21 protein-coding genes are annotated in these 16,956 nt (G+C 58.0%); all 21 read left to right on the top strand.

The window, feature by feature from the left end; all coding sequences use genetic code 11:
- Positions 1 to 23 precede the first annotated feature (23 nt).
- Positions 24 to 470 (top strand): hypothetical protein, encoded by a 447-nt coding sequence (locus AC0IZS_RS32910; RefSeq protein ID WP_216360990.1) that lies wholly within the window; start codon positions 24 to 26, stop codon positions 468 to 470.
- A 12-nt stretch (positions 471 to 482) separates the two neighbouring features.
- Positions 483 to 1,091 carry an OmpA family protein gene (locus AC0IZS_RS32905; protein WP_087863678.1) on the top strand — a complete coding sequence of 203 codons (609 nt, stop codon included), beginning with the start codon at positions 483 to 485 and terminating at the stop codon, positions 1,089 to 1,091.
- Between the two features lie 15 nt (positions 1,092 to 1,106).
- A complete protein-coding gene (locus AC0IZS_RS32900) occupies positions 1,107 to 1,628 on the top strand; it encodes a hypothetical protein (protein ID WP_087863679.1) in 522 nt (173 codons plus the stop codon).
- A 31-nt stretch (positions 1,629 to 1,659) separates the two neighbouring features.
- On the top strand, positions 1,660 to 2,133 hold the full coding sequence (locus AC0IZS_RS32895) for a hypothetical protein (RefSeq protein WP_144267114.1): 474 nt from the start codon (positions 1,660 to 1,662) through the stop codon (positions 2,131 to 2,133).
- The gene (locus AC0IZS_RS32890; RefSeq protein WP_087863681.1) at positions 2,133 to 2,768 is read left to right on the top strand and encodes a hypothetical protein; all 636 of its coding nucleotides are present in this window, start codon (positions 2,133 to 2,135) and stop codon (positions 2,766 to 2,768) included. Before AC0IZS_RS32895 ends, AC0IZS_RS32890 begins: the two co-directional genes overlap by 1 nt.
- A 238-nt stretch (positions 2,769 to 3,006) precedes the next feature.
- Positions 3,007 to 7,773 carry a DEAD/DEAH box helicase gene (locus AC0IZS_RS32885; protein WP_471639625.1) on the top strand — a complete coding sequence of 1,589 codons (4,767 nt, stop codon included), beginning with the start codon at positions 3,007 to 3,009 and terminating at the stop codon, positions 7,771 to 7,773.
- A gap of 85 nt (positions 7,774 to 7,858) precedes the next feature.
- Positions 7,859 to 8,164 (top strand): hypothetical protein, encoded by a 306-nt coding sequence (locus tag AC0IZS_RS32880; RefSeq protein WP_087863717.1) that lies wholly within the window; start codon positions 7,859 to 7,861, stop codon positions 8,162 to 8,164.
- Positions 8,161 to 8,409, top strand: coding sequence for a hypothetical protein (locus tag AC0IZS_RS32875; RefSeq protein WP_087863718.1), 249 nt, complete (start codon positions 8,161 to 8,163; stop codon positions 8,407 to 8,409). Before AC0IZS_RS32880 ends, AC0IZS_RS32875 begins: the two co-directional genes overlap by 4 nt.
- 128 nt (positions 8,410 to 8,537) lie before the next feature.
- Positions 8,538 to 8,843 carry a helix-turn-helix transcriptional regulator gene (locus AC0IZS_RS32870; protein ID WP_087863730.1) on the top strand — a complete coding sequence of 102 codons (306 nt, stop codon included), beginning with the start codon at positions 8,538 to 8,540 and terminating at the stop codon, positions 8,841 to 8,843.
- Positions 8,836 to 10,524 carry a type II toxin-antitoxin system HipA family toxin gene (locus AC0IZS_RS32865; protein ID WP_087863719.1) on the top strand — a complete coding sequence of 563 codons (1,689 nt, stop codon included), beginning with the start codon at positions 8,836 to 8,838 and terminating at the stop codon, positions 10,522 to 10,524. The genes AC0IZS_RS32870 and AC0IZS_RS32865 overlap by 8 nt, the downstream gene beginning before the upstream one ends.
- A 110-nt stretch (positions 10,525 to 10,634) precedes the next feature.
- Complete coding sequence (locus AC0IZS_RS32860) at positions 10,635 to 10,952, top strand: hypothetical protein (protein ID WP_087863720.1); 318 nt, start codon at positions 10,635 to 10,637, stop codon at positions 10,950 to 10,952.
- 215 nt (positions 10,953 to 11,167) lie between these two features.
- On the top strand, positions 11,168 to 11,593 hold the full coding sequence (locus AC0IZS_RS32855; RefSeq protein ID WP_087863722.1) for a hypothetical protein: 426 nt from the start codon (positions 11,168 to 11,170) through the stop codon (positions 11,591 to 11,593).
- On the top strand, positions 11,590 to 12,141 hold the full coding sequence (locus AC0IZS_RS32850; RefSeq protein WP_087863723.1) for a thermonuclease family protein: 552 nt from the start codon (positions 11,590 to 11,592) through the stop codon (positions 12,139 to 12,141). Before AC0IZS_RS32855 ends, AC0IZS_RS32850 begins: the two co-directional genes overlap by 4 nt.
- Positions 12,142 to 12,149: 8 nt before the next feature.
- Positions 12,150 to 13,922, top strand: coding sequence for a hypothetical protein (locus AC0IZS_RS32845; RefSeq protein ID WP_087863724.1), 1,773 nt, complete (start codon positions 12,150 to 12,152; stop codon positions 13,920 to 13,922).
- A gap of 178 nt (positions 13,923 to 14,100) precedes the next feature.
- Positions 14,101 to 14,379, top strand: a complete 279-nt coding sequence (locus tag AC0IZS_RS32840) for a hypothetical protein (RefSeq protein WP_087863725.1) — start codon at positions 14,101 to 14,103, stop codon at positions 14,377 to 14,379.
- 408 nt (positions 14,380 to 14,787) lie between these two features.
- Positions 14,788 to 15,066, top strand: a complete 279-nt coding sequence (locus tag AC0IZS_RS32835; RefSeq protein WP_471639624.1) for a hypothetical protein — start codon at positions 14,788 to 14,790, stop codon at positions 15,064 to 15,066.
- A complete protein-coding gene (locus tag AC0IZS_RS32830; RefSeq protein ID WP_087863726.1) occupies positions 15,060 to 15,647 on the top strand; it encodes a hypothetical protein in 588 nt (195 codons plus the stop codon). Before AC0IZS_RS32835 ends, AC0IZS_RS32830 begins: the two co-directional genes overlap by 7 nt.
- Positions 15,648 to 15,661: 14 nt before the next feature.
- Positions 15,662 to 15,883 (top strand): hypothetical protein, encoded by a 222-nt coding sequence (locus AC0IZS_RS32825; RefSeq protein WP_087863727.1) that lies wholly within the window; start codon positions 15,662 to 15,664, stop codon positions 15,881 to 15,883.
- A 13-nt stretch (positions 15,884 to 15,896) separates the two neighbouring features.
- Complete coding sequence (locus AC0IZS_RS32820) at positions 15,897 to 16,175, top strand: hypothetical protein (protein WP_087863728.1); 279 nt, start codon at positions 15,897 to 15,899, stop codon at positions 16,173 to 16,175.
- A 25-nt stretch (positions 16,176 to 16,200) separates the two neighbouring features.
- Positions 16,201 to 16,623: a glycine zipper 2TM domain-containing protein gene (locus AC0IZS_RS32815; protein WP_471639623.1), complete on the top strand. Its 423-nt coding sequence runs from the start codon at positions 16,201 to 16,203 to the stop codon at positions 16,621 to 16,623.
- Positions 16,624 to 16,641: 18 nt separating this feature from the next.
- Positions 16,642 to 16,956, top strand: a complete 315-nt coding sequence (locus AC0IZS_RS32810) for a hypothetical protein (RefSeq protein WP_087866052.1) — start codon at positions 16,642 to 16,644, stop codon at positions 16,954 to 16,956.

The raw sequence follows: 16,956 nt of genomic DNA, 5'->3' as shown, positions 1-16,956 counted from the left end.
GCACGATCAGCCCGAGGGCCGTGATGCTTCTGCTGCTGTGCGGCGGGCCGCTGGTGCTGATCTTCGGTTCATTCATCTTCGGGGTGGGCCTGCAGACCTTTGGCATGGTCGGCGCGGCCAAGCATGGCGGTTTTCTGGGTGGCATCGGCTCAATGGCATTGACCGTCCTGATCGGCGCATTCCTATGCATTCCCGGTTATCTCGTGGCGGTCATTTGGTATGGCGTCAAGACGAAGGAATTTCGTGATGACGTTCCAATGCTCATTCAAAAAGCCATGACGATCCCTCTCGTGGCCCTGGTTATGTTTTGGGTTCCTGCGGTCCTTATTCCTAATCTTGAGCTGGGGGTCCGCGTGCAAGTTGCTGGTTTGAATGTGATTTTGATGCTGATTTTTGGTTATCTCTGGATCGCAATCGTGCGGTTCACGATAAAGGCATTTGTGCGGATTCGAGTTATTCAGTACACGTAATAGGAGGTTGAGATGAAATATCGGCTGATCGCTATCGCCGTCCTGGGGATTGCAGGGCACCCGAGCCTGATGGCCGGGTATCGAGTTATCGGTGAAGGGACGCCCGAGGCGCCCTACACGGTCCCCGTGCCGGTGCCAATCGCGCCTGTGGTGGCTGCTCCCCTTGCCGTTGGCCAGGGTGCTGAGCCGCAAGCACTTGCGGCCCGCGTCCAGGCGCTGGAGGCTGAAAACCGCGAACTGCGCGAGCGCCTGCGGGATGCCGAGTGGAAATTGGGTAACCGTAGGGCGCCATCTGTAGATGGTGCTGACACTGCATCCGTTGGCTTCGACACTGGTAGCGCGTCCGTAGCGCAGCCAGCCTCGCGTAAGGCTGAAATTCTGGAGCGCGCTCGCACCGCGGCATCCATTGAAATCGTCGGCTACACCGACAACACCGGCAGCGCCGCCATCAACAAGCGCATCGCCCTTGCCCGCGCCCAGCTCGTCAAAGACATGCTGGTCAAGGAGGGAATCCCGGCAAAGTCGATTCGAGTCAAAGAGCAGTCGGGGGTGTACTACGCGACCAACGACACCCCCGAGGGGCGTGCTGCCAATCGTCGAGCGATTGTTTCGTTTCACTGACCTGGGCAACACGTCATGCAGAAGAAATCACTGGTGATCCTGGGCGGGCTGTTCTCGGTCCTCAGCGCCTCGGCGCAGATGCCCGTGCCGTTGCTGGATGCAGGCCCGCAGGGTGCTCAGGCCCGCAGCCAGCTCGAAACCCTCTTGCTGTGTAAGAGTGGGACCAAGCTCTCCGCGAAGGCCATCGAGAGCCAATTCCAGGCGCTTGGATTGGCGAAGGGGCCAGATGGGGTGTATCTGCCAGCGCGGGCCGGGTACAAGCCCTCGCTGTTTGGGGATACGGTTGTGGCCGCGCTTGTGAGCGAGGGGGCGGGGGAGGTGAAAGCCGCCGTCTACCTTGCATCCCAGTCGGGCAAACGCATGGCGAACAAACTGAACGTGCTCGACGTGGACGAGCAGGCGAACACGGACGATGCCTCCTATTTCAAGAAGACGGGCAAGAAGACCACGCTGCTGGTCGGCGCCGCCTCTGAGCTGTCCGTGGGCAACGCAACGGTGAAATACCAGTCGGCTGTCGCCTGTCAGGTGATCGGCTGAACGAGAAATTTGTCTACTACAGGAGAAGTTAATGAGTGCAATGAAATTCAAGCTCGCAGCAGCAGTAGCGGCTGCTTCAATTCTTTCAGGGTGTGCTGGCTATGACCAATGGGCCGAAGACACGAATAAGAAGATGAATTCTGGCTGGACTGAGATGCTCAATGGCAAGCAAACTGTGGACAAAAGCGGTATGCCAGCCGGATTCGATATTGAGGTGCGTTATGGCAAGGGCGAGGGTTCTGGTATTCCAGGCCCTGCCGCATCGAAATTCATCGACAAGCTGACTGGACATTACTCTTACAGCAAAAGCTGCAAGGGAATGATTATGTTCAACGTCAACCTGTTGAATGATGCCGGTATGCTTGTGCGCAGTGAAGCCATCATGCAGCCCGCTTACACCGCCAACATGAAGGTGCAGATCAACAAGGATGTGTTTACCGATGCCATGATGCAGAAGTCCACCCAGGTGACCAAGTTGGTGGTGAGCAATTTGCAGTGCATGTGATGGGCGGGGCGACGCGCGCTGACGCGATCCGGGCAGAGATCGCAACACTCACAGACGCCGCCATGTGTGGCGATTGGGAGTTCGGCGAAGCGGCCTCGGTGTTGCGGGCCATGGGCCGCAATACCCTGCAGGCGAAGGACGTACCGGGCGCCATGGAGATGGTTGCGCTGCTGCAGCACTTCGCCCCGCGACTTCGAGTGATCGACACGTCTAGCCTGGGCGAGGACGGCAAGGACGTGGAGCTGGCCCAAGGGATCGTATGGGGCAGTGGCAAGCTGCTTTTGCTGATCGAGATACCAGAAGGCGAGTTCGAGAACATCGCCTACTGGGTCGCCGATACCCTGCCCAGCAGCAAGATCAAAGCGATGCCGGGTGTGCTCGCCCTCCCCTTCACCGTCGAGAGCCCTGGCGAGGATGGCAGCGGCCATCGCGTCCTCTTTCCCGACTGGTTTGCCGTGTTCTACCCACATGGCAAGGCAGAGCATGCCTTTGCCACTCTGGTGCTGCGCTCAATGCTGTCGCATGAAGCGCTGGGTGGCGACTGGGTGGATGTGGCCGTGGGCCGCATGAGCTTCTACGGCCTGCCTCGGCAACTTGCCGAGCAGTTTGTGAGCAAGGGAACGCAGCCTTTGTAGCTGCGACCCTTGGCTCGAAGTTTCGGCGAATCCGAGGGATGGCGCGGGATATGATCGAAAAAGAGCGTGCGCGGGCCTCTCCCTGCTTTTTGCCACCTGATCGGACTGCCGACAGCAGCATGGCAGAAGTCCCCGCGCCAATACCCTGCACCATGGGCAATCCAACCGCCTGCCAGATTCACTCAGGTCACTTCGCGGCACCCAGAACGCTACGTGCTAGTGAAGAAAAAGCCAAGCCATGATCCGAACCATTCTCCAGCAGTACCGAAGCGAGTCCGCTTTCAATCGTGACCTCGGCGACCGCTTCGAGCGCCTAATCAGGGCCTACCTCAAGCTCGATCCGCAGTATGTCGCTCTCTTCTCGGATGTGTGGATGTGGAAAGATTGGCCTGAGCGCGAGGCCTATGGCTACAAGGCCCCTGACACTGGCATCGACTTGGTGGCCAAGTTGCGTGATGACGAGGGCTTTTGTGCCATCCAGTGCAAGTTTTACGACACGCCTATTCCGTTGGGCGACCTGGGCAACTTCTTCACTCTGTCAGGCAAGGGTGGCTTCACGCAGCGCCTGATCGTCGCCACAGCCAATCTGAGTAACAACGCTGCGGACGCGCTGGAAAACCAGACCATTCCGGTCGAGATGATGACCTTGGAGGACTTGGAATCATCCCCTATCGACTGGTCGCAGTTCTCCATCGAAAAGCCCGATCAGCTCCGCAAGCTGCCCAAGAAAGACCCGCGTGAGCACCAAAGCGAAGCCTTGGCGGACGTGCTCAAGGGCTTCAAGTCCAGCGACCGTGGCAAACTCATCATGGCTTGCGGTACCGGCAAGACCTACACGTCGCTGATCGTCGCGCAGGAGATGGTTAAGCTGGGCCAAACCATCCTCTTCCTCGTCCCATCCATCGCCCTGCTGTCGCAGACCCTGCGAGCGTGGACGGCAGACGCCAGCATGCCGCTGCGCTGCTTTGCTGTGTGCTCGGACAGCAAAGCCAGCCGCAATGAAGAGGACATGCGCATCTATGAGCTGGCCTACCCAGCCACGACGAACGCAATCAAGCTCGCTAAGTCCATCGCCGAGACGCAAGACAACACGGCTGTGACTGTCGTGTTCTCGACCTATCAGTCCATAGAGGTGGTGCATCAGGCGCAACAAAAAACCGGGATTGAATTTGATCTGGTGGTGTGCGACGAGGCTCACCGGACGGCGGGCTACACCGCGCCCGGCGATGATCCATCGGCCTTCGTGCGTGTACATGACAACGCTTTCATCAAGGGCAAAAAGCGGCTTTACATGACCGCCACCCCCCGCATCTACGCCGAGGCCAGCAAGAACAAGGCCGAAGAGTCGAATGTGCAGGTGTACTCGATGGACGACGTGGAAACCTTCGGTCCCGTGTTTCACCGCCTGCGCTTTGACGAGGCGGTGCGGCGCGACCTTCTATCTGATTACAAGGTACTGGTGATCGCCGTCGATGAGCTGCACGTCAGTCAGGTGCTGAACCAGCGGATCGCCGACAGTGGCGATGAACTCAAGCTGGATGACGCAGTGAAGGTAGTCGGCTGCTGGAACGGCCTTGGAAAGCACGTCGCAGCCGAGGATGGCATGGACATAAGCGGCGACCCTCAGCCCATGCGCACAGCCATTGCCTTTGCCCAGTCGATCAAGCATTCCAAGTTGCTGACTGCCGAATTCGAGAGGGTGTCCAATGACCTTGGCGACCAGATTGACTACCTGCCAGCGCTGGAAGCCAAACACGTTGATGGCACCATGAACGTAGTTGAGCGGAATCAGAGGTTGTCATGGCTCAAGGACAACATCGGCAAGGAAGAGCCGGTGTGTCGCATCCTGACTAACGCGCGATGCTTGTCTGAGGGGGTTGACGTGCCTGCGCTTGATGCCGCCATCTTCTTGAATCCGCGTGATTCGGTGGTGGACGTGGTGCAGTCGGTTGGCCGCGTGATGCGCAAAGACCCGTCAGGCCGAAAGAAGTACGGGTATGTGATTTTGCCCATCGGCATCCGCAAGGACACTTCCCCCGAAACAGCGCTGGACGACAACAAGAAGTACCGCGTGGTCTGGCAGGTGCTCAACGCCCTGCGCGCTCACGATGACCGCCTTGACAAGCAGTTTGCCACCATCGACCTAACTGGGAAGGCCAACGGGATCGTCAACGTTATCGGCGTCGGTGCTGGTAATGACAAGACTGATCGCGTGCCCGACCAGCTCGGTTTCGCCTTTGACCCGGTTGAATTGGGCAAATGGCAAGACGCAATGTTCGCCAAGATCGTCAACAAGTGCGGCAACCGTCGCTACTGGGAGGACTGGGCCAAGGACATTGCTGAGATCGCCGACCGTCATCAGATGCGCATTCGCGCTTTGCTCGAAAAGCCTTACTCCAAAGGCAAGAAGGCCTTTGACGAGTTCCTCAAGGGCGTCCGCAAGAATCTGAACCCCAGCGTCAGCCAGAACGATGCTATCGAGATGCTGGCACAACACATCATCACCAAGCCGGTGTTTGATTCGTTGTTCGAGGGCTACGCCTTCACCAGCAAGAACCCTGTGTCGCAGTCCATGCAGAAGATCATGGACATCCTAGAAGCTCAGGCCTTGGACAAGGAGCACGAGACGCTAAATGGTTTCTATGCGAGCGTTCGCGAGCGTGCCTCGGGCATCACCGATCCAAAAGGGCGGCAGAAGATCATCGTTGAGCTATACGAACGGTTCTTTAAGACGGCCTTTCCTCGTATGGTCGAGCGGCTGGGTATTGTCTACACCCCAGTCCCTGTCGTGGACTTCATTCTGCACAGCGCGGATGCAGCCTTGCAGGAGCACTTCGGCACGCGCCTAGCCGACAAAAACGTCCACATTCTTGATCCGTTCACCGGCACCGGCACCTTCCCTGTGCGGCTGATCGAAACAGGCCTGATCCCCGCAGACAAGCTGTCCTACAAATACCGCCACGAGCTTCATGCCAATGAGATCGTGCTGCTGGCTTACTACATTGCGGCCATCAACATCGAAGAGTCGTTCCACCGTGTCACTGGGCAGGACTATGAGCCGTTCCCTGGGATCGTGCTAACGGACACGTTCCAGATGGGTGAGCCACAAACAGGCGATATTGACGAGGGTCTTCCAGAAAACCATGAGCGAGCTGACCGACAAAAAGCGCGCGACATTCGAGTGATTATTGGTAATCCACCCTATTCAGTTGGACAGGACGATACAGGTGAAAATAATCACAACTTGAGCTATCCCAAGCTCGATGGCCGAATTGCGGCATCCTATGCTGCGCACACCAGCTCTACAAACAAGAACAGTTTGTATGACTCCTATATTCGAGCCTTCCGGTGGGCCGCAGATAGGGTTAAAGACGAGGGCATTGTGTGCTTTGTTACGAATGGTGGCTGGATCGACGGGAACACTATGGATGGTTTCCGAAAGACGCTTCAAGAAGAGTTTTCGGATGTGTACGTGTTCAACCTGCGCGGCAACCAGCGTACCAGTGGCGAATTGTCACGCAAGGAAGGCGGCAAGGTCTTTGGCTCAGGTTCTCGCACGCCGGTCGCCATCACCCTGCTTGTCAAGCGCAAGGCGCACACGGGCAAGGCGACTGTTCGTTATCACGACATCGGTGATTACCTTACTCGCGAGCAGAAGCTGGACATCATCACAGGCTTCGGCAGTCACCAAAGCGTGCCGTGGCAGACTCTTGAGCCGAACGAGCACCACGATTGGATTAACCAGCGCAGCGGTGACTTCGGGTCGTTCGTCCCGCTAAACGATGCTAATGATGCGGTGTTTTTGTTGCGCTCAAGTGGGGTGCAAACTAATCGAGACAACTGGGCATATAACGCCAGTCCAAGCGTCCTTGCAGACAATATGGAAAAGATGATTGGTTTTTACAATCATCAACTAACGCTGCATCGCGGTGCTATTCAATCTGCTGCTTCTTCCAAAGATCGGGAGAAAATGGCTGGTCAGTTGATTGATGCAAATCCTCGTAAAATCAAGTGGACGCGCAGTTTGATCGCGCATCTAGCGCGGGGTCGTGAAGGTACTTTTGAATCTGGGAAAATTGGCAAGGTTGCATATCGACCCTATTGTCAATCTTGGATATATTACGATCCACAATTCAACGAGTATTACAAAGAGAAGTTGTACCCAACGTCGCAGCCTAAAAATTTGGCTATACAAGCTACTGGTGCAGGTGGAAATAAAGAGTTCTCGTGCCTGATTAGTAATTTGATATTTGATGTTCAAACGCTATCAAATGGTCAGTGTTTCCCGCTTTATTGGTATGAGCGAGCTGGTGAGCAGAAAAAACAGTCAGGCTTCCATTTTGAGAAAGAGGATGATGGTTCTGAAATTGATGGCTACATAAGACGAGACGGTGTTTCAGACTTGGCGCTCGCCAACTTTCAAAAGAAATATGTAGATCAATCTATTACAAAAGAGGATATTTTCTATTACGTCTACGGCGTGCTGCACTCGCCGGAGTATCGGGAGCAGTATTCGTCCGATCTCAAAAAGGTACTCCCGCGCGTGCCTTTTGCTCCTGAATTTCGAGCCTTCGAGAATGCTGGTCGTCGGCTTGCAGAGCTTCATTTGAATTATGAATCGGTTGAGCCCTGGCCTTTAATAGAAGTAGCCAAGGAGAAAGGTGATCTCAACGATTTTGCTTACTACCGAGTTGAGAAGATGCGATTTGCGTCGGCAGGTGGTAGGGAGAAGGATAAGAGTGCCATTCTTTTCAATGGTCGCATCACATTGAAAGGTATTCCACCTGAAACCTACGATTATGTAGTTAATGGCAAAAGTGCTGTTGAGTGGGTGATGGAGCACTACCAGGACTACACAGATAAAGACAACGGTATTCGCAGCGATGCGAATGCTTGGTGCCGCGAGCACGACGATCCGATGTACATTTTGAATTTGGTAAAGCGCGTTATCCGCGTTAGCGTTGAGACGGTCAAGATCGTGAGAGGCCTGCCTTCGATCCAGTAGTTGCAGTATTCATAGTTGGCTATATTGGTAGGCACTCGTTGAGTGGCGCATCTTGCACAGGTTCGCCGTTCCTTGAAGGAGAGTGATGAAAGCCGAGTACACAGTATTCGAGGATGAGGTCGGGTATTGGTTTGTGCCGCGTGCGGCAGAAGCTGCCGCGATTGCGGCGCCTGTAGCGCACCGAAAAGAAGCGCACCCTACAAAGATCGCCGCGTGCCGCGCAGCTCTCGCGGATGCATTGACTCAGGGTGCCACGGAGCTGCATTTGCACGGCATGGGCGCCACCCTTGGCATCAAAGCGGATGCCGCAGCAAAGGGCGTCAAGCCCTATATCTACCACCCCTCGATCACCACAAAGATCGCGCCATTCGTGCGAGGCAAAAGGGCGTGAAAGGCGTCTTCCCGGCCCAAGCGGGCGAGAGGCCAGTCCGGTTCGCCCGGTTGAAATTAGCCACCGTAATCGTGTCCGTGTGCATGCTGCTGGCCGTAGGCGCGTTTGCCCTGGCCAGTAGCCTTGATCCGCTGGCAGGCCTTGAAGTCTTCGTGTTGCGCGCCTTTTTGATGCTCCTGTCCACCGCGTTGCTGCTGTTGGGGTTTGTCACTGGGTTCGGCATCTTCCTGGCGCCGAAAGACTAGCGTCCTGCGGCTGGACCTGTCCGAGTTCCATGGGGTGGGGTTTTGTTCGGTTAAACGAACAAAACATTGACGCAGCTTTGCAAATGTTCGATACTGCGAACATGCGGAACGCCGCGAAGGAGCCCAGCATGAGCATCAGAGTGACCATCAAAACCCCGGACAGGCCCGAGGGGCCGAAGCGTGCCCAAGACAGCGGGACGTTCGGCCAAATGGTTCGCAAGGAGCGCATCGCGCTGGGCAAAACGCAGGACGATCTCGCCCACGCTGTGGGCACCCGCAGGCAGACCATCGCAGACCTTGAGAGGGGCAAGAACGTGGGCTCGCACATCGTTTTCGCCACGCTCGGAGCCTTGGGCAAATTGGTGGAGATCACCGATGCCCGCCCTGACGCGGAGAGCATGCGCAAGATGCTTGCAGGGTTGGACAATGGCTGAGGGCTTGCGCGGGAAGATCAAGGCCCTGGCGGTGGAAACCCCCCAGGGCCATAGTGGGATGCTGCTGCGCGAGTCCCAATACGTTTTCAACTACGACACGCAAGACAAGCAGGCAGAGCTGGCGTTGGGCATGCCGCTGCGGGCGGCGAGCTACAACAGTAGCCAGCCTCATCCCATCTTCGCGATGAATCTGCCCGAGGGTAACTTGCGACACAAGATTCGTGAGCGCTACGGGAAGGCTTTCAGCAAGCTCGATGACATGTCGCTCCTTTCAATCGTGGGACACGACCAGATCGGCAGGCTTACAGTTTTTGATCCCTCCGAACAGGTCAACCGCCCTGGTGCCGGTGTTGGCCTGCGTGAACTGCTTGGCTCCAAGGCGTCGGACGAGCTGTTCGATCACCTGCTGGATACCTATCTGGCATCGGGAGTCAGCGGGGTCCAGCCCAAAGTTATGGTCCCAGACGCGGATGCCAGCGATGGCGTTGCGGCCATCATGCACACCACAGCGCGCCTGTCTGATCTCATCGTGAAGGCGTCCAGTATTCAGCACGAGAACCTGACGCAAAACGAGTTTCTATGCATGGATGCGGCCAAGCGCGCTGGCATCGACGTGCCGGAGTTTCACCTGAGCGATGACGGCAGCTTGTTCGTTGTTCGCAGGTTCGATAGAACTGAGACGGGGGAGCGTTTTGGCTTTGAAGACATGTCAGTTCTGGCAAATCTGACATACGACGAATACGGTTCTTATAAGTACACCGGCTCGTATGAAAACATCGCAACGATCATTGAGGCCTACTGCGGGCCGAATGCCACTGAGTCCAAGCAACGGTTCTTTGACTATTTCTGCCTGAGCACGATGGTCAGAAACGGGGACGCGCATTTGAAAAATTTCGGACTGCTTTACGACTCACCGCACAAGCCAGAGAGCATCAGGTTATCGCCACTGTTTGATGTGGTGACGACCTCGGTTTATGACGTGGAGAACCTCCGCACAGGGAGGATCACCCAGGATCGTGACATGGCATTGAAGCTCAACAAGTCTTCGGCCTATCCAGATCGTGCGGCGCTGATCGCGTTCGGCCACCGCTGCAACGTGCTCAAGCCCGAGCGCGTGATCGAGCGCATCGACGCCGGTATGACGGCATCCCTTGAGGCCAATCGCGACCGCGTGCCTGACCAGCTCTGGCAGCGCATGAAGAAGGAATGGGACATGAGCAGGCTTGGCCTGGAGTCCCAGGTCAAGAAGGTGCGTCTGGGTGGATTGGGCAACCCGCGCGCATACAAGCAGGCCATGGCCCCAGCTACACCAGCCTGGACGGCTGCGCAGGACCAGCGCGCCGGAATGTTGGACAGCCTCAAGGCCATGACCACGGGAGCGTTGCTCACGTTTGCGGAGATGGGGTCAGAGGCAATCGAGCGAGCTGGCGGCGGCGCCAAGGTCGATTGGCGGGCCGTGGAGGATGCCGCCATTGCCAAGAGTCTGAACGCTGACAAGCAGTCAGCGGATGACGTGTACCGGGCTATTGCTGGTGCGAGCCCTGCAGCACTGACGGATGAGCAGAAGGCAGCGTTGCGCGACCGTGTGAACACTGCAGCTCAAGCAGTGGCCCATGAGACGGATGGCAAACCCTCACCCGCGCACTTGGGCCGCGAGAGCGATTCTGAGCCGGGTCTGTGATGCAGCGACGGCCACCGAAACTTTCGAGCCGTGAGCCGCAGAAGAATCTGCTCCAAAATCATTAATTGTGTGTAACAATAACGCGCATATCTAACCACGGGTGCGCGCACATGAACGAGAAATACCACTGGGCTATTTGCTCCTGCTGTGAAGGCGAAGGCCGTGTTGAAAATCCAGCCTTCTCCAACGGCTTTACGTCCACGGAGTGGGCCGAGATGGACGGCGATGAGCAACAGCGCTATATGAGCGGCGCCTATGACGTGACCTGCACGGAGTGCAAGGGCAGCGGCAAGGTCCAGGTGCCCAACGTGTCCGCGCTGAGCTTCGCAGAGAAGCGCGCGTTGGTGACGAAGCGCCGTGCGGAGGAAGCACGGCGGGACTACGCGGCAGAGGTGGCGGCAGAACGCCGCCACATGGGGTACTGCTGATGCAAGCTCCATCCGGCTCAAGCAATCAGACCATCCGGCTGACAGACACGGACTCGTTCTCTGGCCTCAGCTATTTCACGCTCTGTCGCCTGTCCGACGCGACCATGGTCGTCTTCCCAATGCACGCCCTTCCCTCTCGCATTGCGAGTGGGGAATTCAAGGGTGAGTTGGTGGTGGACCACCTGGGCAATTTCGTCTCCTTCTGCTGATCCGGCATGCCCAGATTGAAGCCAGACACGATCTTGCAGCGCTGCATCCATTCCGCGATCCAAGATCGCAAAGGGTTGGTGGACGCCTACTCCGGGCAGGGCGAGGGGGCCGAGCAAGCGCGCTCAGAAATGCGCGCCATACATGCGTTGCGCGGCAAGGCGCTTGCCGACATGAACGAGGCTGAGCGTGCCACTGCTTTCACCGCACTCTGCTGCGCTGAAAGCTGGCACCAGTCGCTCGCCGATGCCATGGGGCCTTCTGGGCGCGGGGAGCGGCGGGAGGCCTCGCTCATCCGCACTGCTCGACTATCTGTGTTTGGCAAATCGGCCCTGGAGGAAATGATGGCAAGGTGCGTTGCTGTAGATGTTCTTGATGCAATCAAGATCATGGAGGCTCGTGCAGCCGAAACGCCACCAGGGGCCGCGACATGAAGGGCGTGGTACGCGCGATCTTGATCGGTGGCGCACTTGCCCTGAGTTGGCAGGTTGCAAGTGCGGCCCCATGGTCATTGACTGGCAAGGTGATCCACGTCGATGACGGCGACAGCCTGACGATTCTGCAAGCTGATTTCTCCAAGATCACAGTCCGACTTTCCGATCTTGATAGCCCTGAGATCGGACATGGACGTGGTAGGCCTGGGCAACCGTTCAGCCAAGCTGCAAAGCAATCGCTTGCCACCCTAGCGAGGGGGCAAAACGCGACAGCGACTTGCTACGAAAACGACCACTGGGGCCGATCCGTTTGCACGGTTTATGTCGGTGGACTGGATGTGAATGCAGAGCAGTTGAGGCGCGGGATGGCATGGGTAAACCGTCTCAACCGCTCCTACGTCCGCAACCCCCAGTCAGCGACCTTTGAAGCCCAAGCCAGGGCTGCAGGACTTGGCATCTGGGCTGCAGGGGGAGCGCAGCCTGTACCGCCTTGGGAGTGGCGAAAGCAATGCTGGAAGAACCAGGCCTGCGATGGTGCAGGCCAGTAGATTGACGAATGACGAAGGTGGTGAATGTGCGTGCTGATCCCGTGAAAATGGGTCCGTCGAATCTGCTGCAAGCATTGAGCATTTGGGGCGAGATCGCAAGTGGTGTGGGCAGTTCTTTTGGCGTCTGCATCGGTGCGTGGCGGCTGCAGGACACGTATTCCGAGGTTGAGAATGCAATGCATCTTGATCCCGATGGGGTCACGGCCAGCTTGTTGCTGGCCTACTTCCTGAAAACCTACCTTGCTGGGATCGAGTGCAGCGCCCTGTCGCTGCTCAATGACCCGGAGCACTTGGCATCCCGGCTGGAAAAGCCGCGCGCCCTCATGGAGCTGCTGGGCACGCCGGAGCTGGTGCAGGCCAGAGCGGCATTTTTCGCCACCGTGGCCGAGTCGCTGAATGGCTGCGGTGCTGCAGACCATCCTGGCGTGCAGCAGCTCCTTGCCCGTGATGACTCCATGGCGCTGCTGCGACGGGATGCGCTGCGCGGTATCGAAAGGCTGCGCGTCGAGCAGTTCCTTGAAGGCCCATCGGATGCGGCGGGGCGTCGCCCCGACTGCAGTAGAACCGTGATGCAGTGGTGGAGCCTGGAGTCGATGGTGGCAGCGGCCACCCGCATGCCTTCCGGCATTTCGCTGAACCTGATTCGGCATCAAGAGACTTATCAGAGCTATTTCTGCTTTGTGGTCAAAAACGGGGGCAACCTCTTTGTGCTCTCGGATGTGCCTGAGTACGAAGAGCCGCCGCTGGAGGTGAGCGAAACAGGTGATGGCTATCAACAAAGGCCTGTGCCCCGGAGCTGGTTTCCGTATGGCTACCTGGGCCTGCGCTATCACGGTGAAAGTGAGCGACTGTATTTCCAGCGCACTGAGCATCGTGCCGTCGCCAGTGAACAGAATGTGTCGATTGCGTTGACGCACATTGCTGATCTGCACCCCCTGGAGCTGGTGTGGTTGTCCTTGATGTTCGACCTGATCGTGGAAAAGTTCTGGCGCCGTGGCTACAAGGTGTCCCGGCCCGCTGCCCTGTCGCAAGCGCTGCGGCCAAAGTCGGCTGAGCCTGCCGGGTTCAGCGCGGTACTGCGTAGCGAGGTCAAGTCCTCGGCCAGCCTTTGGATGGAAGATCGGTATGGCTGTGAGGTGCCCGTAGAGGCCTACACCGGCACCGGCCAAATGGGCGGTGACGAAGATCGTGCCCTACTTGCGCGGATCAAGTTTGCCGCCCGTATTGGTGAGCTGGCCGCATCTGAGTTTGCAGCTCGTAAGGACGACGTGCTCGCGTGGTACGCCGAGCGAGTGAAGGCAAACGCGCCCACGTTGCTGAGCTTGTGCGGTCACACATCGCTTTGGGTCGAGGCGCCGCAGCAAGGGGTGCCCCGCCAGTTCCTGCGCCGGTTCCTCATGAGCAAGAGCACGGAGGCGCAACGAGCCCAGGCATCAGGTGTGGTTTTTGGAGAGCGCTCAGAGCATGGCGATCTGCGCTGCTATCTGAACGGGAAGATTGCCACCTACTGGGTGGGAATTTACCCCTGCAACCCTGGCGAGCTGGCGTTTCTGGCTGGCTGCGAGGTCAGCGAGTTGCCTGATGTGCTGCAGCACTGGGATCTGTGGCAGGCATGTGCTGGGGGGCGGGTGGACCCGATGGATTGGGTGGCCCCCAACCCATGGCTCGCACTGAATATGTCCATCCTGATCGCCTTCTCTCAGGTGAGCATGGCGCGGGTCTTGAAGCGCCCGACCGAGCGTCCCGCGCTGGAAACGATACTGCGGATGGAGAGCTGGTAGCGATTTGTTTGTCAATGCTTATTGATGTGTAATTGATGGGTATGATTTGGCGAATGCGTCCAGCATGGAGAATGCATGCGCTGATTTTGCTAACAGAGAGTGGTCATGCAGCTAACAGAGAGTGGTCATGCAGCTAACAAAGAGTGGTCATGCACCACCGCCAACTGAGTTGATAGACATGGAAGAAACCACACCCAAGACTGCACCTATCAAGCGTGCACCCGGCGCGGGCGTCAAGGCAGCAGATGGCGTGCAGGACGGCAAGCGCTACAACGTCATGCTCGATCCTGATAGCGTCGCGCTGTTTATGCACATCGGCAAAGGGGCGCTATCACTTGGCGCCAGAGAAGCGGCGCGTCGATTGGCAGAAGCAGGCGATGTGCGCCAATTCAGTGAGAAGCGGCATGCCCTTCGCACGGCAAAGCCAGCACCAAAGAAACGATCCTCGAAGGCCTGACGCGGGTCTGCGGTGAAGTCGCTCGGATTGAGGTTGCACAAGCCTTATTAGTGTGTATGATTAGGCCATGGACCTGAATTCATCATCTATGGCCGCATGCATTCAAGCCGCTTGCGCAGCTCGCCGCCTCGTGATTGGAGCCCAATCGTGAAGGCGTGGCGCGATCTGAGTGCGGTTGCTATGCCCGCGCGCATGGCCCGCCTAGCGCGTGACCCGCGAGGCTACCCCATAACCGCGCATGCTCGCGTGGTCGATGGGATGGTCGATTTTCGGACTATGGACCCGTACAAGGTAGCGGCGCTCATTCAGCGCCGCTGCTGCGCCCTGTGCGGTGAGCCCTTGGGTTCACGCATGGCCTTCGTAGGTGGCCCTCGCTCAACGGAGTCGAGGTGCTACACCGATGGACCCATGCATCGGGACTGTGCGATCTATGCACTGCAGGTGTGCCCATTCCTGGCCGCGCCTTCCTTCGGCTATCGCAAGAATGCGCCGGAGGATGCCGTGGTCAACGAGGCCGTGACCACGCAGCGCCCTGATGTGTTCGGTCTGGGCGTCTGCCGCGACTTCGCCGTGGGCCTGATGGGTGGTCAACACCTCGTGATGCAGGCATCGCCTTTTGAATCCGTGTCTTGGTGGCGCCATGGCGCCAACGTGGACGCTCCAGGGATCGCGAGGGCCGCATGCTGAACAGCATCCTGAGCCTCACCCCATTGACGCTGATCGAAGTGGCTTCAAAGCGCGTGATCCGCGAGGCCTCACAGTGGTCCCGGATGTACGAGGTTCCCAAAGAGCTGCCCTATTGGTTCTTTCAAGGGATGCACTCCGAAGGCGAGATGCTGATCGCCTCGCCTTCTGGGCATGGCGAACGGATTTCGGCTTTGGATGTGATGAACGTCATACCCACGGCGCCCATACGCACCCTGGCGATCCCGCCCAGCAGGTTCAACGAACTGGGGCGACAAAAGCCTGGATCGCTTGAGCTGTATGCGCCTGCCTCGGTGCTCTGTGCCATTCGCACTCGCTACGGGTTTGAGTATCAGGTGCTATTCGATGATGAGGCGTTGCGCACGTCCAGTTCATGGCTGGCACCCCTGGCACCGGGCGAGCGTGAAAGACTCAAGCCTCTTACACGCCGCACAAGGATGCCCGTGAGCAGCATGTCCAGCGCGAGCTGGTCAGCAGATGCGGAGTCCAAAAAAATTGAGAGACACCATGCAAAGGCCTGCAGGCATTTTTTCGCCAATGCGCTTGCCAGTGCATCAGGCTAACCAAGGAAGAACAAATGGACAACGAACTGGATCTGAAAGCGCTCGTCGGCGATGCTGACCGCACGCTGCTTGTCTGCGGCCTGCAAGCTCTTTGGCGCGAACGAGTGGCCGCGCGAAATGCTGCAATCTCGGTTGCCATTATTGCGGGCACCGCGCAGCCTGACGACTCGATGTTCGGCATTGAAGCCGTGGCGGCAATGCTCCGTCGCGTCGGTGCTGGGCCAGCGTCGTACTGACAGGAGCTGGGCCATGGCACGTACCCGACATATAGCCAAGCCACTCACCCAGGCCGAGAAGCAGTGGCTTACGGACCTGCAGGCGGTTCTCGATGCCTGCCCTTCGGATCGGCTTGGTGCCTACACCGTGGGCGATCATGACGTTGGGTTTTTCGACAGCAACGTGTGCAAGGCGTGGCTCCTGGCGAACCCACGCGCAGAGCTGGATGTGGGGGAGGAGCTGCGCGTCAGCGGTGCCGACTTGAAAGCGTCTATCCGGTTTCCATTCAACGTAGACAGCCGTTCGGGCTGATTCATTTTTTCGTAGAGAGGTATCCATGATCCGAGCAAAATTCTTTCCCCTGGTGCTTGCTGCGGCCATCCTGGCCGGATGCGCAACCAACCCACACCAGAGCCTGCCCGTGCGGATGGGCACGGTCATCGAAACGCAGGAAGGGCTGCGGCCTGAGTTCCAGCCAAGCACCGGCGGCGCAGTTGCTGGCGGGGTCTTGGGTGGCGTCGTGGGTAACCAGATCGGCAAGGGCAACGGCCGCAAGCTCGCGACTGCCATCGGCGTCATTGGTGGAGCTGCCGTTGGAGCTGGTGCCGGTGGATCGACCAAGATGGTTCGCTTCGTCAATGTCACTTTCAGGGACAACATTTCTGGCGCGCTGTACGACGCTGACCTCAGCGGTCCTTGGCGCCCAGGCATGGCTATTCGGTACTCGCTGACCGAAGACGGCAAGTTGGTCTTGCGCTAAATCGGACGCTGGAAGGCCATGCCCATCACCAAGCGCCCCTGCTCAAACTGCCCGTTCAGGTGCGATGGCGCGGCCATCGAGCTGAGGCCTGGGCGGGTTGAGGGGATCATCAAAGGGCTGCTGGCCGACGACTTTCTCACGTTCACCTGTCATAAAACTTTGGATTCTGAGCGCATGACCTGCGCCGGAGCGGTCGCGGTCATGGCTAAGTTGGAGCGCCTGCCCGTGATCGCGCGTCTGGGCCTGCAGGTGGGGGTGATTTCAAACGAGGACATTGCTGCGAGCATGGCAATGGTTCTTGACCCGGCAACCCTCAATATGCAGTCATCCTGA

It is taken from the genome of Acidovorax sp. AC410 (assembly GCF_979253235.1).
This window is presented reverse-complemented; position numbering and strand designations above follow the sequence as displayed.